Origin of the sequence: Enterococcus sp. C46 (assembly GCF_040887565.1) — a bacterium.
Lineage (GTDB): Bacteria > Bacillota > Bacilli > Lactobacillales > Enterococcaceae > Enterococcus_B > Enterococcus_B lactis.
Window position 1 is genome coordinate 70,197 of the sequence record NZ_JBFOGA010000005.1, and the last position, 25,545, is coordinate 95,741.

A 25,545-nucleotide genomic window follows, 5' to 3' on the forward strand; every position below is an offset into this window, starting at 1 on the left:
CGGCTGATCAGATTTTGTAAGCAATCTCATTCTATAACTTATGTACGTACAAAACAAGCGTTTTTTATTATATTCTTGAAAATAACCACTTGACATGTACGTACAAAAGTATACAATAATCATTGTAAGCGCTACTAAAAAAGACGGTTTGATCAGGTTTGACGAGAAGGAGGGAGTTAAATCATTATGAAGGAAGTAAATGCGCAAAGTATGTTAGATGTCATAGATGGTCGTACATCTTTAGGAATTGAGTTTGGATCAACTAGAATCAAAGCTGTATTGATTGATTCATCTTTTACTCCTATTGCCGCTGGTAGTTATGAGTGGGAAAACAAACTAGAAAATGGTATCTGGACCTATTCATTAGAAGATATTTGGAAAGGACTGCGCGTCAGTTACCGAAAAATGGCAGCAGAAGTATTCGAAATCTATGGCGAGAATCTTACAACGATCGGGTCGATTGGGTTCAGTGCAATGATGCACGGTTATCTAGCTTTTGATAGCAAGGAACAGTTACTAGTACCATTTCGTACTTGGCGGAATACAATCACTGAAGAAGCAGAACGAATATTAACGGAAAAATTCCAATACAATATTCCGCAGAGATGGAGTATCGCTCATTTGTATCAAGCTATCTTGAATAAAGAAGAACATGTGAGAGAAATTAATTTTTTGATAACGCTTGCAGGATATGTTCATTGGCAGCTTACTGGTGAGAAAGTACTAGGCGTAGGAGATGCATCAGGCATGTTTCCTATCGATCCTTCAACGAAAACCTATCATCAAGAAATGAAAAATATTTTTGGTCAGTTAGTCGAAAAAGAGCATGTAGCGATTGATTTGGATCACATTTTGCCTAAAGTTCTAGTAGCAGGAAAAGAAGCTGGCAAGTTAAGCGAATCAGGGTCTTATCTGATTGACCCTACGGGAAACCTGAAGCCAGGAATCCCGATTTGTCCGCCAGAAGGAGATGCAGGAACCGGTATGGTCGCTACGAATAGTGTAGCCAAACGCACAGGGAACATTTCGGCTGGTACTTCCGCCTTCGCTATGATCGTATTAGAAAAAGAACTAGAAAATGTCCATCCGGAAATCGACATGGTCACTACACCTTCAGGAGAACTAGTAGGCATGGTTCATACGAATAACTGCTCTTCGGATATCAATGCTTGGGTCAGTATTTTTGAAGAATTTACCAATTCTTTGGGTATGGAGATAAGCAGAGATAAATTATTCACGGTATTATTCAATAAAGCGCTAGAAGGCGATACGGATTGCGGGGGATTACTTTCTTATGGTTATTTTTCCGGTGAAAACATTACAGGAGTAAATGAAGGAAGGCCATTATTTGTACGTACACCAGGTAGCCGTTTTGATTTAGCGAATTTCATGCGAATCCATTTAGCCAGTGCTTTTGGCGCAATGAGAATCGGAATGGATATATTGAAATCTGAGGATGTCCAAATTGATCGTTTAGTGGGGCATGGGGGGATTTTTAAAACACCAGAAGCTGGACAGCGGATTCTAGCATCTGCTATGGAGGCACCAGTTACAGTGATGGACACAGCCGGAGAAGGTGGAGCGTGGGGGATCGCGTTATTAGCAGCCTATATGATAGATCAGCATGGGAAATCTTTAGAAAACTTCTTGGCAGAAGACGTGTTTGGACAAGACCAAGGAATCACCATCACACCTTCAGCAGAAGAAATAGCAGGCTATCAGATATTTATGAGTCGTTACCGTGAGGGGATCGACATTGAAAAAACAGCGATTCATCAATTGCAAGAAAAAGGAGTGATAGAAAATGCTGGAACAACTGAAAGAAGAAGTATACCAAGCAAATCTTGACTTGCCTAAACACGGACTTGTCAAATATACATGGGGAAATGTGAGCGCTTTTGATCCTGAAACACGATATTTCGTTATCAAACCTAGCGGGGTCAGTTATGAAGAGATGACAGCAGACGACATGGTCGTTGTGGACTTGGACAATCATATCATTGAAGGTAAACTCAATCCCTCTTCGGATACGCCTACTCATGCTGTTTTATATCGTTCATTTCCTCAAATCGGAGGAATCGTCCATACTCACTCGACATGGGCGACGATCTGGGCACAAGCAGGATTGGATGTTCCTGCGATGGGGACGACGCATGCAGATACTTTTTATGGATCGGTACCTTGTGCTCGATTTTTGACACAACAGGAAATCGACAGCGGGTACGAATATGAAACAGGAAAAGTTATCATAGAAACATTCAAAGAACGCAAAATTGATCCCTTAGCAATTCCAGGGGTACTTTTACACGGACACGGTCCATTTACTTGGGGGAAAGATGCGCAAAGTGCAGTAATGAACGCAGTCGTACTAGATGAAGTATGCAAGATGAATTTATTTACCAGACAGCTTAATTCATTTTCAGAAGAGCTGCCTCAACGGATTTTAGATAAACATTATTTACGAAAACACGGAAAAAATGCGTATTACGGACAACACAAATAAAAGGAGTGGCTAATTATGTTGAATATTGGAGAAAAAGAATTTTGGTTTGTTGTAGGATCACAGCATTTATATGGGGAAGAAGCACTGCGAGAAGTAAAGAAACATGCACAAGAAATGGTTGATGAATTGAATGAAAACGGCCAATTGCCTTATCCTATCCGCCTTCAAGAATTAGCAGTTACCGCTGACACGATCACAAAAATCATGAAAGAGGTCAATTATCGAGAAGAAGTAGCAGGTGTGATCACTTGGATGCATACTTTCTCACCAGCAAAAATGTGGATCCGTGGGACAAAGCTTCTACAAAAACCATTGCTTCATTTAGCTACGCAATATAACGAAAGCATTCCTTGGAAAACGATCGATATGGATTTCATGAATTTAAATCAATCCGCTCATGGTGACCGCGAATATGGGTTCATCAATGCTCGATTAAATAAACAAAATAAAATCGTCGTTGGCTACTGGAAACGACCTGAGATTCAAAAAGAGATTGCTGATTGGATGGATGTTGCAGTAGCCTATAATGAAAGTTTTGGAATAAAAGTGGCTCGTTTTGGTGACAACATGAGAAACGTGGGTGTCACAGAAGGAGACAAAGTGGAAGCACAGATTCAATTTGGTTGGACTGTTGATTATTTTGGTATCGGAGATCTTGTACAAGTAATCGATCGCGTATCAGACGAAGAAGTCGAACAATTATTTGAAGAGTACAAGGAATTGTATACCTTCGACTATGGTGATTATGAAGAAAAGACATGGGAAGAACATGTAAAAGTACAAGCTCAGCAGGAAATCGGTATTCGCCGTTTCTTAGAAGAAGGAGGCTATAACGCTTTTACGACTAATTTTGAAGACCTTTATGGAATGAAACAACTGCCTGGACTAGCTGTACAACGTTTGATGGCAGAAGGATACGGTTTTGCTGGGGAAGGCGACTGGAAAACTGCAGCGATTGATCGGTTGCTGAAAATCATGGCTCGAGGAAAAGATACAGGATTCATGGAAGATTATACTTACGAGCTAGCTAGTGGCCAAGAAGCAATCTTGGAATCCCATATGATGGAAGTAGATCCGACGCTTGCTGCGACGAAACCAAGAATCGTTGTTTCTCCTTTATCAATGGGAGATAGAGAAGATCCGGCGCGTCTTGTATTTGATGGGAAAGCAGGAGAAGGGGTAGTCGTATCGATGGCAGACTTCGGTACGCATTATAAACTGCTGATCAATGAAGTAGAAGCCTTTGAACCCACAACTGAAGCACCTAATTTGCCTGTTGCACGTGTGCTATGGAAAACTAAACCGAATTTCCATGAAGGTGTCCATTCATGGATTCAGGCAGGTGGCGGTCATCATACCGTTGTCTCGCTAAATCTAACAACAGATCAAATTGAAACATGGGCAAAATTAGTTGAGTTGGAAACCGTTGTTATTAGATAAAAAGAGGTTGTGAAAAAGCCGCTTAGTTTTAAGAAAAAAGAAGAGATTGACGAAATTTGCTTTTCAACTTTTTTGAAATTTTGTCTTATTATCAATGTTAGCTAACTGAACACCATTTATCAAGAAATCTCACCCACAATATTTTGCTCTCAAAAATAAGGCTTATGGCAGTAACTTGCCATGGCCTTATTTTTATCGCTAAGCCTACTCTGCTCTAGCTGCTATTTTTGCTTCTAGGAAGTCAAATGGTAAACAGTTGTCTAATTGCAGTAATTTCGAGATACTTGTTAGTAAGGAGGGGGTTTTATGTATCACGTTCATTTGATTGATGCTATTCCAGAACAAGAGATAGAAAAGTTACAAGGGGAATATTTCAAAATAATAGATGATTTGCCAGCCGAAGGAATAGTCATTCGTAGTACGAAAGTGAAAGATGAATGGCTTACACCAGATTTGCTAGCAATTTCAAGAGCTGGTGTTGGGGTGAACACGATCAACGTTGAAAAAGCTTCTGAAAACGGGACGATCGTCATGAATACACCAGGCGTAAATGCTAATGCAGTAAAAGAGCTTGTTTTGTGCTGTTTGCTCTTATCTTCCCGTCCGATAATCGAAGCAAGTCGTATGGTACAAACACTAACAGGTCCTAATATTTTAGAACAGGCAGAAAACAAAAGAAGTACTTATGTGGGACGAGAATTGCAAGGCAAAACCATCGGTCTTCTTGGTCTTGGCGCGATAGGCACAAAAGTAGCGCTAAGTTGCTATGGCTTAGGGATGGATGTCTTGGGTTATTCTATCCGCGATGCCCAGTTGGATTATGTTCGGCAAGCAGATTTAGAAACAGTTCTTTCTACCTCGGATTACATCGTAGTCATGCTGCCGTTGACAGAAGATACAAAAGGATTGATCAATCAGGCGAATATAGAAAAAATGAAAAAAGATGCTGTACTTATCAATGTAGGAAGAAGTGAAATCGTTGATAAATATGCTGTTATGCAAGCATTGGAAAAACAACATCTGGCCAAATACGTGACTGATTTCCCAGAAGAAGAGTTCTTAGAAAATGACCGTATACTTATGTTGCCTCATCTAGGGGGATCGACTCAGGAAGCTTTGGCAGACAGCGGACGTTTGGCAGTTGAAGCCTTAAAAGATTATCTTTTGTTCGGTACGGTTAGAGAAGCGGTCAATTATCCATCCGCACGAATGTTTTTCCAAGCGCCGTTTCGATTCACTATATTTTATCAAAAGAAAACCAATATATTAGCAGAGATATTTTCTCTGCTGAATAAGAACGAGCTAGTGATCGCAGATATATCGCGTAATCATAAGAATGAGCATGTCTACATATTGATTGACATAGACAGTACTGATTTTGAACAGCTCAATCAAGTGAAACAACAGCTAGAAAAAATTTCTGGAGTACGAAAAGTCCGCTTATTAAAGAAACCAGAAAGGTCATAAAGAAAGAGAATATTTGGATTTCATTAATTCTTCTTTTCGTTCTTTACTTTCGAATTTCGTACAACTAAAATAAGAGAAACAACATTCTTTTGTTGATAGAAATGAAGGAGCAAGCATTTGAAAAGATATATAAGCAGACTTTCAACCAAACAGAAAAAGATTTTAAAAGGAACAGTAGCGATCATCAGTATCTTTTTTCTTGTTGTTTTTAGTAATTTATTTTTGCAGTGGTGTCAAAATGATCTATCCGTAGACCTTGCGTTGAGATTTGCTTTTTCTTGGCATACGGAAAAATTCTTCTTAGCCTGTTTCGTCTTGCTGATTATTCTTATTTTTCTGATTGCACTAGCAGGATCTGTCCCTTTAGGTTCCCTTACGTATGTCGTAGCCATCGGTGTATTAGGTTTTGCAAATTATATGAAAATGAGTTATCGGCAAGAACCGATTTATCCAGACGATTTGAAGATGATCACTGAAATCGGATTGCTGAAAGATATGACCGGCAATATGCTGTTTACAGTGATCTTAGCTGCCGCAGGAACCGTGCTAGGATTGTTCTGCTGGTACATGTTTCGAAGCCTGAAAAAAGGAAGGCGATTCCAATTGATCCGATTAACGACACTGCTTGTGGCAATTGGACTGCTAGGGTATATCAGTAATTTCAACAATCCCGATAATTTGTTGCGAAAAGCATATAATAAAACGGCACTATGGATACCTTACAGCCAGAAAATGAACTACTATAACACTGGTTTTATCGGTGGGTTTTTGTACAATCTGAAGGTAGAACCAATGGATGAACCTGAAGGATATTCGAAAGCAAAGATCAAAGAAATCACTGAAAAATACCAGAAGATAGCCGATGAAAAAAATAAAGCTGTAGAGGAAGAGTCGCCGAACATCGTGTTCGTAATGAGTGAAAGTTTCTCAGATCCTAGTCGATTAAACGGCGTAGAAGTATCTGGTGAGCCATTGGCAGATTATTATGAAGTAGCTGATCAAACATATAGTGGCAATATGCTTTCTCAAAACTATGGCGGTGGAACAGCAAATATCGAATTCGAAGCATTGACTGGTTTTTCTATGGCGTTGTTTAATGCGCAACTCACCACTCCTTACACGATGCTAGTGCCAAAAATGGATCAGCTTCCTTCTATCGTTTCAGCGTTAAACGCACAATCATACCAGACGACAGCGATCCATCCATACAATACTTCGATGTATAAAAGAGAGGATGTTTATCAGACATTAGGATTTGACCAGTTCATCAGCGAGCGTACGATGACCTACACGGATACGATAGAGAATAATCCATATATTTCTGATGAGTCAGCTTACAAAGAAGTAATGACACTTCTCAAGGAAGAAAAAACACCTCAGTTCATTCATTTAGTCACGATGCAGACACATATGCCTTACAATGGAAAGTATGATAGACTGGGCTATTCTGCAGAGATTTCAGATGGAAGTGGGACGCTTGACTTAGAGAATTATCTGCAAGATATTTCCTATAGCAGCACGGCACTGAAGCAATTCACGGAAGAACTGAAGAATCTTTCTAGAAGGACTCTAGTTGTTTTTTGGGGGGATCATCTGCCAGGGATCTATTCAGATACCATCCAAGCCAAAAATGATAAACAAACATTGCATGAAACACAATTCTTGATGTTTGACAGTAAAGGAAAATTAGAAAAGAAAACGACTCAAGATGCAATAACCAGTCCTTTTTATTTTGTAGCGAATCTAATGGAACAGACGAATCAGACAACGAATGGTTTTTATCAGCTGCTTTTATCATTAGAACAAGAACTTCCGGCGTTTGAACGAGAACTGTACTATCAAAACGGACAGTGGTATAAAGAAGCGCAATTCAATCGCTCGCAACAAGAGATTTACGACGAATATCAATTGATCCAATATGACATTGTCGCAGGGAAACAATATAGTTTAGCAGATGGTTTCTTTGAGCACGAATAAGAATGGCGAGCTGTATAGAAACCATTAAATTTTTTCAAGTACTTGTCATTTGAGGATAAAAACAAGTAGAATAAATAATAACAACAATGGAGAAAGTAGGAAAACAAATATGTTACCGAATATTGGCTATTATGTGCAGTCCATCGATCAAATCGTCAAGGAAACCGAAGCAATCGGAGAAGGAATGCATCCGAAATATGAAGTGATCAGAAACGCAATCGATGAAGGAAAAACAAGTGAACTGGACAGATCGACTCTTGAAGAGACCGTCCAGTTATTTGAAGAAGGAACAAAAAAATATCGGGCAATGCTTAAGAAAGTCAGTACATTGCGCCCACCAGCAAAAGCAATGGGCATTCATAAAAATTTTGAAAAAGCTTATCTTTCATATGTAGCAGGCTGTGAAGAAATGATTCAAAGTATTGATCTTGAGTCAGGGGTAGATAAAGATTTATTCAATACATCTGAAGCAAAACAAGACCAAGCGACTGACCAATTGACAGCTGCCATCCAAAAAATGACTAATTTGTTATTGAAAAAATAAAAGAAAAATTTGATGACAATAAAAACTAGAGTTATCTAATATAAATGTAATATTGTCTTTATGATAGAGTGAACAAAATCCTTTATGATAAGAACATACCTATAACCAACAACCTTGTACTTACTCAAAATTGAGTAAATACTCCTTTTCCGCAGAGTCTAACCAACTCGGCGGTTTTTTTATTTATAGAAAAGGACATCAGAACAGACGAAAAAGTCTTGCGCTGATGTCCTTTTCAGATAGTATGGAAGGTTGATTAGTTTTCTACATTCCGTACATATTGTTCAAAGTAGTTCTGTAAATCGGCTTTGAGTTTCTGATATTCCTCTTCGCTATACTCTTTATCTTCGATTTTCCCATCAAAGAAAGGAATATTCAGTTCTTCCCGCAACCTGTCTAATACGTCTTGCTGATTCATTTTATTCTCCTTTTCTTGCTAACGATCAAAATAAACACAGACACATTCTGGTGCATAGACATCTTTTTGCAATAATTCCAGTAATCCTGTTTCAGGATGACGGCGGTATAATGTCAGATTATCGGTATTCTGATTAGCACATACGACAAAACCATTGCTTGGATCTAGTGCGAAATCGCGAGGGAAATCGCCTTCTGTTGAGATGATTTGTTTATTTTGGATGTGAGAACCATCTTCGGAAACTGCGAATACGGCAATCGAGTTGTGTCCCCGATTAGAAGCGTAAAGGAACTTGCCATCATTGGAAATGCGAATAGCAGCCCCTCCATTTTCACCGTCGAATTCTTCTGGCAAGGTCGATATTTTCTGTAATTCTTCAAAATCACCTGTTTCTTTATCATAAGAAAGCACTCGGACTGTGCTGTCTAATTCACCAAATAAATAGGCGAATTGTCCATTCGGATGAAAGACGAGATGGCGAGGGCCTGTTCCTGGCTCTGCAGTGAAGGTAGTTACAAGATTCAATTTGCCGTTTTCGGACACATCATAAGTATACACACGATCTGTACCAAGATCACACACGACTAATCGTTGGTCAGGAGTCAGATCCGTATAATGGACATGCGCATGATCTTGGTTTTTATGAGGGCCTGTCGCTTCTTGATGGAATACTGAATCCGCTGCTTTCAGCTCGCCATCTCCTAATAGGTGATAGACATTTACTTCGCCTTTATGGTAGTTGGCCCCATAGAGCAATTGCCGTGTTTCATCAACCGCTACATAACATAAAGGAGCCCCAGACTCTGTTACCGCATTCAAAAAATGAAAATCCTTGTCGTACGCACCGGCACCACCTAATCCGTCTACACTGGTAACCGTGTAAAGATTGCCAGCTTTGCTTTTTGCTAGGTAAGTAGGGCTGTTCTCTTCAACAGCCAATGAAAGACTGGATAATTCTTCTTTTTCTGTATCAAGATCGATCGTATAGATTCCTTTGCTTTCGCGGCGTGTATAGGTTCCTAAAATTATCTTTTCGATCATATGAGCTGATTCCTCCTAATGGTAATGAAATAGTTTTCGTTTTTATTCTATCACATAATTATTCCCCACGGCTAAAGAATGAGAATGTGTTATACTGTTTTTGAAAGCAAGTAAAGGAGAGAGTGCGATGATTCAGGCAACGATTACAGAAATTGGAACAGAAGCAATAAACAAGGAAGAACCGATGCTGATTTTGTTCGATAAAACAGCAACAGCTGCCTTGCGAAAATATTCGGTGATTCAAGAGGTGTCGAAAGACGAACCTTTTTCTTTGAAAGCAGGCGGAACGATTACTTTTGATGATCAGTCGTATACGATCGATTATGTCGGTCCGATGGCCAATGGAAATTTAGAGACGGTAGCTCACGTATCATTGATTTTTGATACCTGTCCAGAAGAAGGACAAATTGCAAACGGAATCTATCTCCATCCGCATGAACTGCCTGCTATTGGTTTGGGAAGCCAAATTATTTATAACTAACAGGAGGACTTATGGAAGGGAAAAATAAGAAGAACAGACCGGTGTCTTGGTTTTGGCGCTGGTTTTTAAATAATCAAGTGGTCACAGCTTTACTTGTTGTATTGTTAATATTGCTGATCGTCTTTTTATTTACAAAAGTTTCTTATTTGTTTGCACCGATCTGGCAATTTTTAGCAATCGTAGGACTACCTATTATTCTGGCAGGCATCTTGTATTACTTGATGAATCCGGTAGTTGATTACTTTGAGAAGCGAAAAGTACCAAGGCTCTATAGTATCATTGGGCTGTTTGTTTTGGTCGTTGCATTAATCGTATGGGGAAGCGTAGTGATCATACCTAAGATCCAGGAACAAACAGTCAGCTTTATCAGTAACTTTCCTCAATACGTTGATACGATCGATAACAAATTGACCGAGATCTTGAGAGACCCGCTGTTCAACCAATTTCGTGAACAGTTAGAAACAGCAGGTGATAAGTTCATGAATTCAGCAGGTGATATGATCCAAGACATATCTAAGAGTACAGTTCAGAGTCTTGGGAGTTTTGTTGGTGCGGTAGCGACTATTTTAGTAGCTTTGCTGACGATGCCGTTTATCTTATTTTATTTATTGAAAGATGGTAAGCGATTAGCCCCTTATTTCGTCAAGTTTTTACCAACGCGCATGCAAAAACCGACGTTGAATGTGCTGAGTGAAATGAATAGTCAAGTTTCTTCATATATAAGAGGGCAACTAACTGTGGCTTTTGCTGTGGCAATCATGTTTATGATTGGTTTTGCAATCATTGGTCTAGAATATGCTGTCACGTTGGGGATCATTGCAGGGTTCTTAAATCTGATCCCATACTTAGGTTCATTTTTAGCAATGATTCCAGCCATCTTTTTAGCTATTGTGGCAGGTCCATTCATGATCATCAAGGTACTAATCGTTTTTGCAGTAGAACAGACAATAGAAGGACGCTTGATCTCTCCGTTAGTATTGGGAAATCAGTTAGCAATCCATCCAGTAACGATCTTATTAGTTCTGCTGACGTCAGGGAAATTGTTTGGGATCGTTGGTGTGATCTTAGGGATTCCTGTTTATGCAGCAGCTAAAGTAGTGATTACTCATGTTTTTGAATGGTACACAACGATTTCTTCTCTTTATGAAGAAAATCCGTTGAAAAAGCAGAAAGAATAACAAAAAGAGACAGAGGAAAATTTCCAAAGCACAAATGTTGCTTTGAAGATTTTTCCCTCTGTCTCTTTTATATACATTTACCTCAATTTTAAAATGATTTACCTAAAGCAGCAGCTTTATCTAATGCATTTTGCATCAACTCATCTGCACGGTCAGGGTCATAATCGATTCCTTCGATGAATAGTTGATCTACTTGATTGATGCCTACAAAGTTCAAAATACCTTTTACATATTGAGAGGCAAAGTCTTGTCCGTTGTATACACCGCCGTTAGATTGGATGTGCAGCGCTTTTTTACCTGTCACTAATCCTTCTGGCCCGTTTTCTGTATAGCGGAACGTTTTTCCAGCTACATTGACAGTATCGAACCAAGCTTTTAATTTTGTTGGGATATTTAGATTCCATAAGGCGTTTGCGATAACGATTTTATCAGCAGCAAGGAACTGCTCTGTCAATTCATTGAAACGAGCGATTTTTTGTTGTTGACTTTCTGATAAGGAAGTGAATTCTGCACCAGCACGTAATGCTTCCCAACCTGATAATAATTCTTCATCGATTTCTGGAATATCATCGCGATAAAGTTCCAAAACAGTCACTTCATCATCTGGATGAGTTTCTTTATAACTTGTTAAAAAAGACGTCAACGCCTTAACTGTACGTGATTCTTCTGCAGTTAGGGGATGACCTTTGACTACTAAAACAGATGCCATATGCTTACCTTCTCCTTTTATTGCTATGATTGTTATAACTATGACTAACAAAATCAGTTTACTCGAAAAAGAAAAGGCTATCAAGTCATATTGATAAGGTTGAAGAATAAATAACTAAAAAAGACAGGATATAAAAGAGGTTGTGACACGATTTTTGTCACAGCCTCTTTTGAATCTAACAAGCAATGTTCAAGCAACGCTTGACTGAAGAGCTTCCATCCCACCAATGATATAAACAGCACGAAATCCGCTAGCAGTAAGTTGATCGGCTAATGCTTCTGATCGTCTGCCTGTATAGCTTAGAATATAATAAAGTTTTTTTGGATCTAGATTTTTTAATTGTCTTGGCAAGATAGCAGCGGGGATAGAAAGCGAGTGGCTTAAGTGTTTTTTTGTGTAATCTAAAGTATTTCTTGTATCTAAAACGATGCTGTCAGCATCGAGCGGCAATTTATTGAAGTCTTGGACACTAATTGATTGGGCCATTTATCTCATCCTTTGTTTAGTATGTGGCTATTTTAATGGGCAGCTCTCATTAATTCAAATGGAAGGATTCCTCTTATCACTTTTTTAATGTATCGGATAATAATGAAAAAAAACTATGCAAATGTCTTGCGAAACAGGTGGGAGGTGTTATAATGACATAGCGTCATATGACAATGTGTCATCTTAGAAGAAAGGAGGATCCATATGCCGACACAGACATTTTTCCATTTGCCGAAAGAAAAACAAAAAAGGTTAATTGAAGCGGCGAGAATCGAGTTTTCTAGAGTACCTTTGAAAGAAGCCTCGATTGCTAATATCGTCAAATTAGCGGATATCCCTAGAGGCAGTTTCTATCAGTATTTTGAAGATAAAGAGGATCTTTATTTTTATTACTTTGAGACAATGAGACGTGACAGCTCTAAAGATATGTTGCAACTAATGAAAGAATCCGATGGTGATCTATTCAAAGGATTCGAATCCTATTTTTCTAAAATGATTTATGAGATTTTGGAAGGTGAGAATGCTTCTTTTTATCGTAACTTGTTTATGAACATGGATTACCGTGCCTCAAGAAAAGTCGCTCCTCATACGAGTCGCCAAAAATCGCCTCACGATCCACATAAAGAACACAAACAAGATGCAAAAGAGTTGCTTGAATTGATTGATCGGACGAAGCTGAAAGTAAAAAATGATCATGAATTGGAATTACTGATCCAATTAGTGATGAATACTGTATTTACAACAATTGCGCATTCGTATCGCTTATTTTCAACATCTGAAGATTACTCAGTAGAGCAAGCAATCAGTGAATTCAATTTGAAACTTTCTTGGCTGAAAAACGGAGTATATAAATAGAAAGAAGGGAACTAGATGCTAAAAATCGTAAAACGGATCTCCTTGACTTCAGCAATTGCAGCTGCAGTTTTCATGGTGATCCAAGTACTGGCAGATTTATATTTGCCGACACTTACCTCCAATATCATTGATAAAGGGGTAGCGCAAGGAGATGTCGATTATATTTGGCATACAGGTTTTGTGATGATCGGTTTTTCTTTGATCAGTATCTTAGCTGCTATTGCAAATACATTTTTTGCTACTCGAGAATCACAGAAACTGGGTAAGCAATTGCGTACGGATGTCTATAAAAAATCAGAGAGCCTGACAAAAGATGCGTTTGACAAATATGGAACGGCCTCTTTGATCACAAGAACAACCAATGATGTGACTCAAATCCAAATGGTCACACAAATGTTTTTACGTATGATGATCAATGCACCAATCACGCTGATTGGCGCAAGCATACTTGCTTATCAAAAAGATCATCAGTTGACAAAAATCTTCTTAGTCGTCATCCCAGTAATGATTATTTTGATTGGTGGAATCATGTATTTTGCTGTTCCATTATTCAAAAGCATGCAAAAGAAAACTGACCGTTTGAACTTGGTATTTCGAGAAGGGTTGACAGGTGTCAGAGTCATCCGCGCATTCGATAAGACACGCTTTGAAGAAAATCGTTTTGATTTAGCGAATAAAGATTATACAAATACAGCAATCAAAGTTAATACGATTGTCGCATTGATGATGCCGATGATGACATTGATCATGAGCGGTACAAACGTAGCAATCACTTGGTTTGGTGGACACTACATAGCAGATATGACCTTGGAAGTCGGTAATCTGATTGCATTTATGACTTATGCGATGCAGATCTTGATCAGCTTTATGATGCTTTCCGCTATTTTTATCATGGTACCTCGTGCACAAGCTTCAGCTGATCGTATCAATGAGGTGTTGGATGAAAAAATCGGTATCCATGACCCTGAAAATCCTAAAACCGTTTCTTTTGCTGGAAAAGAAGCAACATTGGCCTTCAATCATGTCAATTATCGATATCATGGAGCAGAAAAACTTGCATTGGAAGATATTGATTTTCAAGCTAAGTCAGGCGAAATCGTCGCAATCATAGGAGGAACTGGTTCAGGTAAAACGACCTTAGTCAATTTGATCCCCCGATTATATGACATCGAATCTGGTTCGATCCAAATAAACGGAACGGACATCAGTGAAATGACTCAATATAATTTGCGGGAGCTAATGGGCTTTGTTCCTCAAAAAGCAGTTCTTTTCTCTGGAACGATCCGAGACAATATGCAGTATGGTAAGCCGGATGCAACAGATGAAATGATTTGGAAAGCGTTAGAAATCGCACAAGCTAAAGATTTTGTTTCAGAGATGGAAGATGGATTAGATAGCCATGTGGAACAAGGAGGAGGAAACTTCTCCGGCGGACAAAGACAGCGTCTAGCAATTGCACGAGCATTAGTCAAAACAGCAGACATTTATGTGTTTGATGATTCCTTCTCAGCATTGGATTTCAAAACGGATGCCAATCTTCGCCAAGCATTGAAAACGAATATGAAAGAAAGTATCACGGTTTTAGTTGCTCAACGAGTAAGTACAGTAATGGATGCAGATATGATCCTTGTGCTAGATGAAGGAAAACTAGTTGGCAAGGGAACACATGAAGAACTATTGGCAACAAATGAAACTTATCAAGAAATCGTTCATTCACAACTAAGAGAGGAGGACTTAGCATGAGTAAAACAAACACACGTCCCTCTCACGGACCAGCAGGCGGTCCAGGACACGGCGGACCTGGCAGGAATCTCGGTGTAAAAGGGGAAAAGCCTAAAAATTTCTGGGGAACAGTACGCCGATTGTTTGGCTATATGTCTAAACGTATGGTTGCAATCATCGCTGTATTTGTACTAGCAATAGCAGCCGTGATTTTCCAAATCCAAACACCAAAAGTTTTGGGGAAAGCAACTACAGAAATATTCAAAGGTGTAATGGCTGGCGCGCAACAGATGCAACAAGGGCAACAAGTAACAAAATTTCCGATAGATTTTGATAAAATTGCGCAAATCATTGCAACAGTAATCGTGATGTATTTGATCTCAGCTGTATTCAACTTTTTACAGCAGTTTATTATGACACGTGTTTCACAGCGGACAGTTTATGAGTTGCGTCATGACTTGGAAGCCAAAATGAATCGTGTACCGATTTCCTATTATGATACACATACAAATGGCGATATCATGTCTCGAGCAATCAATGATATGGATAACATCGCAAGCACGCTGCAACAAAATTTGACTCAATTTGTAACTAGTGCAGTCACATTGATCGGGGTCATCGTGATGATGCTTTCAATCAGCTGGCAATTAACGTTAGTCGCGTTATTGATGATCCCTTTAAGCTTGATCATCGTTATGGTCGTTGCGCCAAGATCACAAGTGTTTTTCGCAGATCAGCAAAAAAGTTTAGGTTTATTGAATAACCAAGTAGAAGAAACATATGGTGGTCATACGATCGTTAAAACATTCAATCATACTGAAAAAGATCAGGAAGTATTTGAAAAAGAAAATCAGAATCTGTATGCCGCTGGTTGGAAAGCTCAATTTATTTCGGCAATCATCATGCCGTTGATGAATTTCGTTAAAAATCTAGGCTATGTGTTCGTCGCTGTACTAGGCGGAGTAAAAGTTGCAAATGGGAACATGACATTAGGGGATGTTCAAGCATTCTTGCAATATACGACACAGTTCTCTCAACCAATCACTCAACTTGCAAGTTTGATGAACACTATCCAATCAACGGTTGCTTCAGCCGAACGGGTATTTGAAGTGTTGGATGAAGAAGAGATGTCCAATGAAAAATCTGGCCTTCCAGAAGAAAAAGATACACCATACAAAGTTCGTTTTGAAAATGTTCAATTCGGCTACACACCAGATAACTTGCTAATGACTGATTTCAACTTGGATGTCAAACCTGGTGAGATGGTCGCTATTGTAGGGCCAACCGGTGCAGGAAAGACGACACTGATCAACCTTCTTGAACGGTTCTACGATGTTTCTGGAGGCAGTATTCGTTACGATGGTGTAGATACCCGTGACCTTTCACGTGATGAATTGCGCGCACAGTTTTCAATGGTACTGCAAGATACGTGGCTGTTTACAGGAAGTATCTATGACAATATCAAATATGGGAACGACGATGCAACAGATGAACAAGTCATTGAAGCTGCTAAAGCCGCTCACGTAGATGATTTTGTTCGTAAATTGCCAGAAGGATATAACACTGTATTAAACGAGGATGCAAGCAATATTTCGCAAGGGCAACGTCAGCTGATCACTATTGCGCGGGCATTCTTAGCAAATCCGGATGTCCTGATCCTTGATGAAGCAACATCTAGTGTAGATACACGAACAGAAATACTGATTCAAAAAGCGATGAACCGCCTATTGGAAAACCGAACAAGTTTTGTTGTCGCTCACCGCTTGTCTACAATACGCGATGCAGACAACATTATTGTGATGAATCATGGTTCGATCGTAGAAACTGGAAACCACGATACATTGATGGAAAAAGACGGATTCTATGCAGATCTTTATAACAGTCAGTTTTCTGAAGAAGAAGCTTCATAGAAACGTACAAATTTATTATTTTTCTTTACCGCATGAAGCACATTTCAAGAAAATGAGTTTCATGTGGTTTTTTACTCATTTATTTACAAAAAACAAGTAAAATGCGAAGTTTCTCACACTTTTTTTAACAAAAACAAAGTTATTGCTTGAAAGAAGAAGAATCCATCGTTAAAATAAAGCTTGACGTAGAGGGGAGCAAGAAATATGAGAGATTTTCAATTGGGGGCTGCCACCTATTTAAAAAGTGTAGCCATTCGGGTGAAAGACCGAGATAAAATGATTGATTTTTACAAGAATGTTGTTGGCTTTGATTTGAAAAGAGAAGAAAACGAATTAGCCATTTTAGGAACAGAAGAAGCTGGAAGTGAAATGTTGCTGCTGGAAGAAAGTCCTAGAGCGAATGATCACATGGGGAAGATCAAAAAGCTGAACCGTTTCTCATTGATTATCCCTAGCACAGAAGAACTGGCAGATATTCTTTGCCGTATTCGTAAAATGAATTATCCAATCAAAGAAGCTTTAGAAGATCATGGACGTATGGGGATTTTACTCGTAGACCCAGAAGAGAATGAATTAGAAATTTACCATGAAGAGAATAAGAATGACCAAAGAGAAGTTCCAGAGACGATGGATCAAGAAGCGTTGTTAAGAAAATCTGAAGAAAAATTCAGTAAACTATCAGCAGGATCTTATTTTGAAAAAATCCATTTAAATGTTACTGATTTAGCAAAAGAACGCCAATTTCTTAATCGTGTCCTTGGTTTGAAGGTACATAATGAAGAAGAGGGCATCCATGTATTGAATGAAGGAGACTTCCATGTTGGATTGACAGAAGCAAGTGGTGGTGCCATCGATTTGCCTACAGATGAAGTGATTGGACTTGATTTTCTGAAATTCATGATTGATACTGAAAGCATGGAAGGACTGATTGCTCACTTGCAGCAATTATCAGTCGATTTCTTCTTGGACAAAAAGCATACAGTACTCACAATCTATGATGCCATAGGAATCGAATGGTGGTTCGTCAGTGAGCCAAAAGAAAAGAATAAAACTGACATTCGATGCGACGCTTAACTTTTTCTTTCTTAACGATTGTCGCATGTCTCGTCATTTTATGAACGGTCATACTATCACTTGTTCTAGAGATAGAAAGAGCAAACAGTATACCGAATGAAACTGCGTGGTTTTCCGCGCAGTTTTTTTGTGTAAAAAGGTTGATTCCTCATAGATTAAGCTTTAAGCTTGGACTGTAAGAATCTGACAGAAAAGCAGGAGAAAAAGATGTACCCACAAACGAAACAGCTTATTTTGAAAAAAATGGAAGAAGGATTTTATCCAGGTGTAGCAGCCGCCTTCATCAAAGAAAATCAAGTAGAATCATTTACAGCTGGCTTTGCCCAAGTCGTTCCTGAAAAACAGCCGATGACAGAAGATCTGTTGTTTGATGCAGCATCACTGACGAAAGTCGTTGCAACCACTTCATTAGTTTTGCGTCTATTAGAAGATGGAAAAATAGAACTCGATCAACCACTGCATAAATATCTTTCTGAATTCGAAAATCAGACAATCACTTTGCGTCATTTACTGACACATACTTCTGATATCAAAACATGGATACCAAACAGAGATGAGCTATCTCAGGAAGAATTGATTGCCGCTTATTTGAAGCTAGAACCAGGTGAGCAACTAGGAAAAGAAGTAAAATATACAGATGCCGGAACGATTCTTCTTGGATTGATGCTGGAAAAAATTTACCAAGAAACTGCAGTGGAAATCTTTCAAGAACAAGTATTGGAACCATTAGAAATGATGAACAGCTTATTTCTTCCTTTTCCTTCCAAAAAAATCGTTCCCACAGAACAACTGCCTTCGGGTGAGGTTTTGCGTGGACAAACTCATGATCCGAAAGCAAGAGTTTTAGCTGAACATGCAGGAAATGCTGGGCTCTTTATCGATTTGAACGACAGCATTACTTTTGTCCAAATGTATTTGAACAAGGGAAAAATCAGTAATGGTCGGTTTTTAGAAGAAGAAACGATTGATTCTTTGCTACAAGATCAAACTCCAGAAAGAAATGGCTATCGTTCTCTAGGGTGGGATTTAAAAAAAGATGTAGGAGACGGTCATGCGATTCTTTTTCATACTGGTTATACAGGTACGTTTTTCTTGATTGATATAAAAACACAAGAAGCGTTGATATTTTTGTCTAATCGCGTACATCCTGTCGATCATCGTGCGGAGTATCTCATATGTCGAGATGAAATTGTTGAAAATTTTTTGAAAGAGAAAGCGGTATTACAGAAATAATGCTATAATAGCTATGAAAAATGAGAGGAGTTTGAATTATGCAAGAACCTATGTTTTTAAAACCAGTTTTTCAAGAAAAAATTTGGGGAGGAAGCCGCTTACGTTCAGTCTTCGGTTTTGATATCCCTAACGATAAAATCGGAGAAGATTGGGCGATCAGTGCGCATCCTCATGGTGTCAGTGTAGTAGAAAATGGCGAATTCAAAGGGAAAAGATTAGATGAACTATGGTCAGAACACAAGGAATTGTTTGGCCATCCTTCAGAACCAGTGTTTCCATTATTGATCAAGATCTTAGATGCAGAAGATGATCTATCTGTACAAGTACATCCAGATGATGCCTATGGGATGAAACATGAAGGTGAATTAGGAAAAACTGAGTGCTGGTATATCATCGATGCTGAACCTGGTGCAGAAATCATCTACGGTCATCATGCAAAGACAAGAGAAGAACTAGCTGAGATGATCAAAAATGGGCGCTGGGATGATCTTTTGAAGAAAGTACCAGTTAAAAAAGGTGATTTCTTTTATGTACCAAGCGGAACGATCCATGCTATTGGTAAAGGGATCATGATTTTAGAAACACAACAAAGCTCCGATACGACCTATCGCGTGTATGACTACGACAGAAAAGATGCGCAAGGACAAACAAGAGAGCTGCATATCCAACAATCGATCGATGTAACAACTGTCCCTGCCAAAACACCAGAACTACAAATCAAAGAAGTTCGAAAAGGGAATTCATCGATCGTCACTTATTTAGAAACTGAGTTTTTCAATGTATATGAGTGGGATATTAAAGGAATCGCATCTTTCAAAAAACAAGCCCCTTATACGTTGATGACAGTGATTGAAGGAGCAGGAGACCTTGTTGTTGACGGAAAAACATATCCATTAGAAAAAGGAACAAGCTGTATCATTCCAAGTGGCGTTTCTGAGTGGACGGTCCAAGGTGAACTAGCAATCATTGCGTCTGAACCAGGCAAATAGTTCCCAGATAGCTGAAAGCGGCAGACGGTTTTCGTTTGCTGCTTTTTCTACATAAAATCCGTCTATCAATAAATAGAAGTATGGTGAAAAAGATGGAATACAAATGGAAAGCAAACAGCAACAGTCGAGTGTTTACGAAACAACTGAGAAAAGCCGGACACCACTTGAATGAGATGATCATGCCAAACCTAAGTCTGTTTATTGCTTGGGGAATCTTGTCATTAGTAATGAAAGGTGTGTCTGGCGATTTGCACGCCACGTTGGAAGAGGTATGCCACTGGATGATTCAACTGCTTTTACCAATCTTGATCAGCTATTCAGGCGGAAAATCGGTAGGGGGACAAAAAGGAGCAGTCGCGGGCGCAATCGCTTCTTTAGGGTTGATTGCTCGTTCCGATGCCCCGCAAATCGTAGGAGCGATGATTATAGGGCCGCTTGCCGGCATCTCGTATGAACAATTTGTTTCTAGATTTCATGCGAAATTCAAAGGTGGTTATGAAATGCTTGTCAGCAACTTACTAGTAGGGCTGATTGGTAGTATTATTTGTATAATTGGAATCGTTTTTATTGAGCCAGCTTTAAATAGTTTCCACCTGTTGCTTGTCTCCGTCGTGTCTTGGCTAGTCAAAATGAATCTGTTGCCGCTTGTCAGTTTGATCCTAGAACCTCTAAAAGTACTATTTTTTAATAATGCAATCAACCATGGTGTGTTGACACCTTTAGGAATCGAATTCTCACAAACAGTCGGGTACTCTTACCTGTTTTTGATGGAGGCAAATCCGGGACCTGGTTTAGGGATCTTACTTGCTATCCTTTGTTTTGCAGAAAAACAGGAAAAAGTAAATGCGAGTGGAGCATTGATGATCCATGCGATTGGCGGGATTCACGAAATCTATTTTCCATTTGTCTTGCTGCGACCGTATCTATTTTTAGCTGTAATGGTTGGTGGAGCAAGTGGCACGTTGATATTCCAATGGTTAGATGCGGGATTAGCTACTCCTGTATCGCCCGGGTCACTACTCGTGATTTTTGCCAATACGCCTTATCCGCAACTAGCTGGGGTAAGTATAGGGATAGCAATCAGTACATTTGTGACCTTCATTTGTGCAACGCTGCTATTGAAATTACCGAAAAAAGAAGAAGGAGACAACACGGTCAAAGAAAGGGGAGAAATTTTGGAACTATCTACCATTCATTCTGTCGTTTTTGCGTGTGACTCAGGCATGGGATCAAGCGCTATGGGAGCTGCCCTGCTGAAGAAAAAATTAGCAGCGGAAAAAATTGATCTCGCTGTTGGATACAGCTCTGTCTATGAATTGAACAATCAAGTAAATCAGCTTGTTATCGTCCAACATGAATTAGCGGATCTTGCAAGAGAAAAAGTACCTCAAAGTCAAATTTTCGTATTGAATCACTTTTTGGAAACAGATATCTTGCTGTCACGAATAAAAAAAGCAATCCACGAACCAAATTGGAAAGAAAAAAAAGAGAGAGTAGAAGTAATAGAACAGAAAAAGTCGCCCGTCAACGTTGTGTTTTTGTATAAAAATAATAGACGTGGTTCACAAACCATGGGCATGGCGATTTTAAGTCAATTAGCAAAAAAAGAGAAAAAACAGTTTGTTATCTTAAAGGAACCAATCGAACAGCTCAAAATCCAAGAAGAAACGATTTATATCGCCCAAAGAGAACTAGCTGTAAATGAACAGCTAAAAGAAAAGATCCCTCAGCTAGTCCTAGTGGAACATTGGGTAGCTACGAATGAATACGAAAAACTTGTGAAGGGAGAAAAATAAGATGTACTTATCGCCCAGAGAAAAACAATTATTAGCAGAATTTCTCAGCAGTCCCTCACCTGTGACTATCCAAAAAATGATGAATTTATTGAAAGTCAGCAAGCGGACCATTTACCGCGAATTAGATAATCTTGAAGTCTCATTGAAATCGGTAAATGCTTCGTTGAAAAAAGTAGCAAGAGGTTCGTTTGTCATTGAGGCATCGGAAGAAGTAATGGAGCAATTAAAAGAAAATACAGAGGGGAAAAGCGATGATTTGCCTACTGCTAAACGCCAACACGCAATTTTAGCCGAGTTGTTACTAACGACAGAACCGTTGAGTCTTGCTCATTTTATGGAATTATACCGCATCAGTAATACTACTTTTTATGCAGATATCAAACAGTTGGAAGAAAGTATCCGCCAACTGCCTTTGGAAATCATTCGGAACCAAGGATATGAGATCGTAGGACCGGAAAAATACCGTCGGCTTCTAACAGCGAATGTATTAGAATTAGAAATCAATGAATATGAACTTTTTCATAGTATTCCTTTTGATTCATCGCTGAATTACTTTTTTCGATTCGTTGATCCGCAACATCTGTCTCTTGCACGCCAAGTAGTCGGGGAAGAATTGATCCAAAAAAAGACTAATCTAAGTGATAGAAAACTTGAACATTTGGTTTTGATGCTGACATTGACGATGGATCGTGTAACGAAAAATCATTTACTGACAAATGAGACGTATAATGGTCTGGCAAACAAAGAATTGCTTCAGACCGCTAAACGATTATTCTCACGGATTGCTTCTGAGACAAAACAACTTTACCCAGTAAATGAGATCGTCTTTTTTGCAGGATTATTAAATGACTTCACGAACTCATTTGATCAGAATTTCTTTGAAGAAACGTTCGATACACAGCTTGCTTATTTAGTAAAACAACTGATTCAAGAAGTAAGTGAAGAGACGAATGTCCATTTTTATGAAGATGAAACCTTGTACAAAATGCTTTTGACCCATTTGTCTGGTGTGTTTTCAAGAGCCGTTTTACAAGAAGAGACACTGACTAATCCGATTTTAGAAAAAATCATGGTTCAATATGAGGAAATTGCCAATGCAATCCGCAAAGCAGTAGAGCGGATTTTTCAAGAAAAGAAATTATCAGAAGAAGAGATCGCATATATGGTCCTTCATTTTGCAAATTCATTGGAAAGAAGCCCGAAAGAAAGCGATATCAGTATCGCAGGATTCTCACCAAGCGGCTTAGCTTCTACTAGCATGTTGGAACTGCGTTTGAAACGGTATTTTCCTTTCATTCAACAGATTCATTTCTATCGGATCGCTGATTTGAAAAAAATTGATTTACAAGAAGAATATGATATTGTTATTTCTACATCTATTCTACCAGGATATGATGGAAAATATATTTTAGTCTCCCCGCTACTGCTAGAAGATGAAGTCAAGCAGCTAAAAGAAGCTTTTTCGCATATTGAGAAGAAAAAAAGGCAAAAGAATACGTATAACAGCAATAACGAGTGGATGCTAGAAGATACTTATGAGGAAACGATGCATTTCATGGAGCAAATCAATCAATTACTTGATCGTTTCTTTATTCAAGAACTAGATAATCCTAATACGGTCTCTGAAACGATTCGCAGTTTATTTCCTTATTTTCCTGAAGGACTAGTAACAGATGAAGAGGTGGTTCATCGCCGACTGCTTAAGCGATATGGACAAGCACCTATCGGAATTCCTCATACAAATATGGGGTTATTCCATACATCCAGCTCATTGGTTTCTAAACCGATCTTTTGTATTTTCAATTTGAAACAACCGTTGACAATTGACGGGATGGATAGACAGCCAGTCGATTTGTCCCGTATGTTAGTTATGCTGGCGCCTTCGCCAATCCAAGAAAAAGACGGGATTCTTTTAGGAAAGATCAGTGGAGCAATCATCATGAACGATTTGAACACCGAGATCTTCCGCTCAGGAAATAAAGAAATCGTTTATCAATTGTTAGCGAAAATCCTGATTGAAGAAATAAAGAAATGAGGGTGAAAAGATGATCCAGCTACCAGCAGAAAAAATATTGCTCGATCAATCCTATCAAAATTGGAAAGAAGCGTTGACCGAGATCGGCCAGTGGATGACCCAACAAGGGGGAATCAAACCGGCATATATCCAATCAATGATCGAAAGACAAGAAAAAGCGAGTGTCTATATCGGGAATTTCGTAGCCTTGCCACATGGGACTGACAAAGATGAAGAAGTAGTAGAAGAAGGGATCTATTTAGTCCAAGTACCTGATGGTGTGGACTTTGGAACAAAAGAGGAACCAAAAATCGCGACACTCTTATTTGTAGTGGCTTTAAAAAAAGAACATCAGTTAGCTGTGCTACAAGATTTAGCCTTTTTTTGTTCAGACATCGACCAAGTAATGGCACTCAGTGATGCGGAAACCATTGAAGAAGTCCAAATGATTTTTGAACATGGACATATATAACCAATGTTCTCAGTAAAAAAGATGCCTTGCATCAAGTAATAACTTCAACCAAGTGAAAAATAGGAGACGGTGACAAGATTTTTGTCACCGCTCCTATTATTTTTGTGTTTTAATAACTCTTTTTTATATAGATAGCGCACATACCTATGAATAATAGAACAATACTCCATGTACCAAGTGTCAAGATACCATTCATGAAAGTAACCTGTTCTGAAGCTAGTGGAGAGAAAATATCTCCTCCTACGATCACATTTTGAAAATCAACATAAGAAGTTGGCAAGTAATGACTGATTGATTCTATCCATCCAATCGAAGAAAACAAGCGATACTCTGCTAAGAAAAGACAAAGAAGTGTACCTAAAAGATTGACTAGAGAATGTTCAAATAAAGCAGATAGAAGAAAACTGATCGTACTTAAAAAGAACACCCACAACAACAAGAACAGAAAACTCTGGAAAAGATATGCATACATCGGAAGGATTCGTATCTCCTGACCAATGATCGTTCCTACAGGATAACGGAAGTCGCCCAAACCATTTTTGATTACTACTAGTATAGAGACGAACAAAAATGGAATCACGAGACTTAGCATAGCTGCACCATAATAAACGGTGAAACGGATGCTATGTTTCTTTACCATACTATCCGGTAATAGATTGACTAGAGAGATTACCTGCTTTCTTTTTTCATAAGAGATGATCGAGGAAAGAAACAAGGCGGTTATACATAAAATCAAAAAACTAGAAATCATTCCTGAAAAAATATTTTCGTAGTAATTCGCTAAAGGGAGGTGCGCTGGCAAGTCAAAAATTGAATATCTTTGGATCTGATGTTCTTTCATATAACGGAGCAACTCTACACGTTTTTGTTGTTCAATGATTGGAAGTCCTTGTCTTTGACCAGAAATCAGCCGGCCCAGTATATCTTTTTCATAATGATAAGTTGCTTCGACCATTTCCTGGACATTCCCTGTGTTTTTTGCACGTAAAATTGCTTCGATCAGTTTGTTGCTTTTCTCTAAACTTTCCACAAATTCTTTCTCATTCTCATCTTCTTTCAACGTTTCAATCAAACGTTGCGTCTCTTCATAGTTATGATTCAGTTCATCGAATTCTGTATAAGCAAGTTCATGATCAAAAAAAGTGGGAATGCAAAGAGCACGATCAACAATAGAGGGAATAAAAAGTTTACTTTGTTTTTTAGTAAGAGATTGCGTTCAAATGTAAATAAAGTCAT

Annotated in this window: 22 protein-coding genes and 1 pseudogene; 17 read left to right on the plus strand and 6 right to left on the minus strand. The window is 38.8% G+C overall.

Going from position 1 to position 25,545, the window contains the following annotated elements; genetic code table 11:
- The first annotated feature begins 186 nt into the window (after positions 1 to 186).
- The 4 genes from AB3I27_RS09080 to AB3I27_RS09095 all read left to right on the plus strand — a co-directional run bounded on the left by AB3I27_RS09080 (position 187) and on the right by AB3I27_RS09095 (position 5,410).
- A complete protein-coding gene (locus AB3I27_RS09080; RefSeq protein ID WP_325908086.1) occupies positions 187 to 1,848 on the plus strand; it encodes an FGGY-family carbohydrate kinase in 1,662 nt (553 codons plus the stop codon).
- On the plus strand, positions 1,805 to 2,503 hold the full coding sequence (locus AB3I27_RS09085; RefSeq protein ID WP_002320379.1) for an L-ribulose-5-phosphate 4-epimerase: 699 nt from the start codon (positions 1,805 to 1,807) through the stop codon (positions 2,501 to 2,503). Before AB3I27_RS09080 ends, AB3I27_RS09085 begins: the two co-directional genes overlap by 44 nt.
- A gap of 15 nt (positions 2,504 to 2,518) precedes the next feature.
- Positions 2,519 to 3,943 (plus strand): L-arabinose isomerase, encoded by a 1,425-nt coding sequence (gene araA / locus AB3I27_RS09090; protein WP_002291462.1) that lies wholly within the window; start codon positions 2,519 to 2,521, stop codon positions 3,941 to 3,943.
- 306 nt (positions 3,944 to 4,249) lie between these two features.
- Entirely contained in the window at positions 4,250 to 5,410 is a 1,161-nt protein-coding gene (locus AB3I27_RS09095) for an NAD(P)-dependent oxidoreductase (protein ID WP_002310075.1), read from the plus strand.
- Here the strand turns inward: AB3I27_RS09095 and AB3I27_RS09100 are convergent.
- Positions 5,405 to 5,527 (minus strand): hypothetical protein, encoded by a 123-nt coding sequence (locus tag AB3I27_RS09100; RefSeq protein ID WP_002316803.1) that lies wholly within the window; start codon positions 5,525 to 5,527, stop codon positions 5,405 to 5,407. The genes AB3I27_RS09095 and AB3I27_RS09100 overlap by 6 nt on opposite strands.
- Here AB3I27_RS09100 and AB3I27_RS09105 point away from each other — a divergent pair, their 5' ends adjacent.
- On the plus strand, positions 5,528 to 7,387 hold the full coding sequence (locus AB3I27_RS09105) for an LTA synthase family protein (RefSeq protein WP_104760287.1): 1,860 nt from the start codon (positions 5,528 to 5,530) through the stop codon (positions 7,385 to 7,387). It abuts the gene before it with no gap.
- Positions 7,388 to 7,496: 109 nt separating this feature from the next.
- The gene (locus tag AB3I27_RS09110) at positions 7,497 to 7,931 is read left to right on the plus strand and encodes a hypothetical protein (protein ID WP_002310078.1); all 435 of its coding nucleotides are present in this window, start codon (positions 7,497 to 7,499) and stop codon (positions 7,929 to 7,931) included.
- A 256-nt stretch (positions 7,932 to 8,187) separates the two neighbouring features.
- Here the strand turns inward: AB3I27_RS09110 and AB3I27_RS09115 are convergent, their stop codons facing one another.
- Both AB3I27_RS09115 and AB3I27_RS09120 read right to left on the minus strand, forming a co-directional pair.
- Complete coding sequence (locus tag AB3I27_RS09115) at positions 8,188 to 8,349, minus strand: hypothetical protein (RefSeq protein ID WP_002310079.1); 162 nt, start codon at positions 8,347 to 8,349, stop codon at positions 8,188 to 8,190.
- Positions 8,350 to 8,367: 18 nt separating this feature from the next.
- Positions 8,368 to 9,390, minus strand: coding sequence for a lactonase family protein (locus tag AB3I27_RS09120; protein ID WP_002310080.1), 1,023 nt, complete (start codon positions 9,388 to 9,390; stop codon positions 8,368 to 8,370).
- Positions 9,391 to 9,517: 127 nt separating this feature from the next.
- On the opposite strand from AB3I27_RS09120, the gene AB3I27_RS09125 reads away from it, so the two are divergent.
- Positions 9,518 to 9,871, plus strand: coding sequence for a PTS glucitol/sorbitol transporter subunit IIA (locus AB3I27_RS09125; protein WP_002291472.1), 354 nt, complete (start codon positions 9,518 to 9,520; stop codon positions 9,869 to 9,871).
- Positions 9,872 to 9,882: 11 nt separating this feature from the next.
- Complete coding sequence (locus tag AB3I27_RS09130; protein WP_002291475.1) at positions 9,883 to 11,049, plus strand: AI-2E family transporter; 1,167 nt, start codon at positions 9,883 to 9,885, stop codon at positions 11,047 to 11,049.
- 88 nt (positions 11,050 to 11,137) lie between these two features.
- Here AB3I27_RS09130 and AB3I27_RS09135 read toward each other — a convergent pair whose 3' ends face one another.
- Both AB3I27_RS09135 and AB3I27_RS09140 read right to left on the minus strand, forming a co-directional pair.
- A complete protein-coding gene (locus tag AB3I27_RS09135) occupies positions 11,138 to 11,758 on the minus strand; it encodes an NAD(P)H-dependent oxidoreductase (protein ID WP_002310081.1) in 621 nt (206 codons plus the stop codon).
- A gap of 189 nt (positions 11,759 to 11,947) precedes the next feature.
- Positions 11,948 to 12,244 carry a rhodanese-like domain-containing protein gene (locus AB3I27_RS09140; protein ID WP_002291478.1) on the minus strand — a complete coding sequence of 99 codons (297 nt, stop codon included), beginning with the start codon at positions 12,242 to 12,244 and terminating at the stop codon, positions 11,948 to 11,950.
- A 204-nt stretch (positions 12,245 to 12,448) separates the two neighbouring features.
- On the opposite strand from AB3I27_RS09140, the gene AB3I27_RS09145 reads away from it, so the two are divergent.
- From AB3I27_RS09145 to AB3I27_RS09185, 9 genes are all read left to right on the plus strand, one after another.
- Positions 12,449 to 13,099, plus strand: coding sequence for a TetR/AcrR family transcriptional regulator (locus tag AB3I27_RS09145; protein WP_002310082.1), 651 nt, complete (start codon positions 12,449 to 12,451; stop codon positions 13,097 to 13,099).
- 15 nt (positions 13,100 to 13,114) lie between these two features.
- Positions 13,115 to 14,842, plus strand: a complete 1,728-nt coding sequence (locus AB3I27_RS09150; protein ID WP_002314103.1) for an ABC transporter ATP-binding protein — start codon at positions 13,115 to 13,117, stop codon at positions 14,840 to 14,842.
- Positions 14,839 to 16,731 carry an ABC transporter ATP-binding protein gene (locus AB3I27_RS09155; protein ID WP_002314102.1) on the plus strand — a complete coding sequence of 631 codons (1,893 nt, stop codon included), beginning with the start codon at positions 14,839 to 14,841 and terminating at the stop codon, positions 16,729 to 16,731. The genes AB3I27_RS09150 and AB3I27_RS09155 overlap by 4 nt, the downstream gene beginning before the upstream one ends.
- Positions 16,732 to 16,935: 204 nt before the next feature.
- Positions 16,936 to 17,805, plus strand: coding sequence for a VOC family protein (locus AB3I27_RS09160; RefSeq protein ID WP_002310085.1), 870 nt, complete (start codon positions 16,936 to 16,938; stop codon positions 17,803 to 17,805).
- 207 nt (positions 17,806 to 18,012) lie between these two features.
- Positions 18,013 to 19,038, plus strand: a complete 1,026-nt coding sequence (locus AB3I27_RS09165; RefSeq protein WP_002310087.1) for a serine hydrolase — start codon at positions 18,013 to 18,015, stop codon at positions 19,036 to 19,038.
- Between the two features lie 38 nt (positions 19,039 to 19,076).
- A complete protein-coding gene (gene manA / locus AB3I27_RS09170; RefSeq protein ID WP_002314101.1) occupies positions 19,077 to 20,027 on the plus strand; it encodes a mannose-6-phosphate isomerase, class I in 951 nt (316 codons plus the stop codon).
- Positions 20,028 to 20,119: 92 nt separating this feature from the next.
- Positions 20,120 to 21,823 carry a PTS transporter subunit EIIC gene (locus AB3I27_RS09175; RefSeq protein WP_002320382.1) on the plus strand — a complete coding sequence of 568 codons (1,704 nt, stop codon included), beginning with the start codon at positions 20,120 to 20,122 and terminating at the stop codon, positions 21,821 to 21,823.
- A 1-nt stretch (position 21,824) separates the two neighbouring features.
- Positions 21,825 to 23,858 (plus strand): BglG family transcription antiterminator, encoded by a 2,034-nt coding sequence (locus tag AB3I27_RS09180; protein ID WP_104760288.1) that lies wholly within the window; start codon positions 21,825 to 21,827, stop codon positions 23,856 to 23,858.
- A 10-nt stretch (positions 23,859 to 23,868) separates the two neighbouring features.
- Entirely contained in the window at positions 23,869 to 24,309 is a 441-nt protein-coding gene (locus AB3I27_RS09185) for a PTS sugar transporter subunit IIA (RefSeq protein WP_002287254.1), read from the plus strand.
- A gap of 109 nt (positions 24,310 to 24,418) precedes the next feature.
- Here AB3I27_RS09185 and AB3I27_RS09190 read toward each other — a convergent pair.
- Positions 24,419 to 25,545: pseudogene (locus AB3I27_RS09190) on the minus strand (ABC transporter permease).

Coding starts and splice junctions, on each gene's coding strand:
- AB3I27_RS09080 (WP_325908086.1), top strand. CDS start 187: ATGAAGGAAGTAAATGCGCAAAGTATGTTAGATGTCATAGATGGTCGT.
- AB3I27_RS09085 (WP_002320379.1), top strand. CDS start 1,805: ATGCTGGAACAACTGAAAGAAGAAGTATACCAAGCAAATCTTGACTTG.
- araA (WP_002291462.1), top strand. CDS start 2,519: ATGTTGAATATTGGAGAAAAAGAATTTTGGTTTGTTGTAGGATCACAG.
- AB3I27_RS09095 (WP_002310075.1), top strand. CDS start 4,250: ATGTATCACGTTCATTTGATTGATGCTATTCCAGAACAAGAGATAGAA.
- AB3I27_RS09100 (WP_002316803.1), bottom strand. CDS start 5,527: ATGCTTGCTCCTTCATTTCTATCAACAAAAGAATGTTGTTTCTCTTAT.
- AB3I27_RS09110 (WP_002310078.1), top strand. CDS start 7,497: ATGTTACCGAATATTGGCTATTATGTGCAGTCCATCGATCAAATCGTC.
- AB3I27_RS09115 (WP_002310079.1), bottom strand. CDS start 8,349: ATGAATCAGCAAGACGTATTAGACAGGTTGCGGGAAGAACTGAATATT.
- AB3I27_RS09120 (WP_002310080.1), bottom strand. CDS start 9,390: ATGATCGAAAAGATAATTTTAGGAACCTATACACGCCGCGAAAGCAAA.
- AB3I27_RS09125 (WP_002291472.1), top strand. CDS start 9,518: ATGATTCAGGCAACGATTACAGAAATTGGAACAGAAGCAATAAACAAG.
- AB3I27_RS09130 (WP_002291475.1), top strand. CDS start 9,883: ATGGAAGGGAAAAATAAGAAGAACAGACCGGTGTCTTGGTTTTGGCGC.
- AB3I27_RS09135 (WP_002310081.1), bottom strand. CDS start 11,758: ATGGCATCTGTTTTAGTAGTCAAAGGTCATCCCCTAACTGCAGAAGAA.
- AB3I27_RS09140 (WP_002291478.1), bottom strand. CDS start 12,244: ATGGCCCAATCAATTAGTGTCCAAGACTTCAATAAATTGCCGCTCGAT.
- AB3I27_RS09145 (WP_002310082.1), top strand. CDS start 12,449: ATGCCGACACAGACATTTTTCCATTTGCCGAAAGAAAAACAAAAAAGG.
- AB3I27_RS09150 (WP_002314103.1), top strand. CDS start 13,115: ATGCTAAAAATCGTAAAACGGATCTCCTTGACTTCAGCAATTGCAGCT.
- AB3I27_RS09155 (WP_002314102.1), top strand. CDS start 14,839: ATGAGTAAAACAAACACACGTCCCTCTCACGGACCAGCAGGCGGTCCA.
- AB3I27_RS09160 (WP_002310085.1), top strand. CDS start 16,936: ATGAGAGATTTTCAATTGGGGGCTGCCACCTATTTAAAAAGTGTAGCC.
- AB3I27_RS09165 (WP_002310087.1), top strand. CDS start 18,013: ATGTACCCACAAACGAAACAGCTTATTTTGAAAAAAATGGAAGAAGGA.
- manA (WP_002314101.1), top strand. CDS start 19,077: ATGCAAGAACCTATGTTTTTAAAACCAGTTTTTCAAGAAAAAATTTGG.
- AB3I27_RS09175 (WP_002320382.1), top strand. CDS start 20,120: ATGGAATACAAATGGAAAGCAAACAGCAACAGTCGAGTGTTTACGAAA.
- AB3I27_RS09180 (WP_104760288.1), top strand. CDS start 21,825: ATGTACTTATCGCCCAGAGAAAAACAATTATTAGCAGAATTTCTCAGC.
- AB3I27_RS09185 (WP_002287254.1), top strand. CDS start 23,869: ATGATCCAGCTACCAGCAGAAAAAATATTGCTCGATCAATCCTATCAA.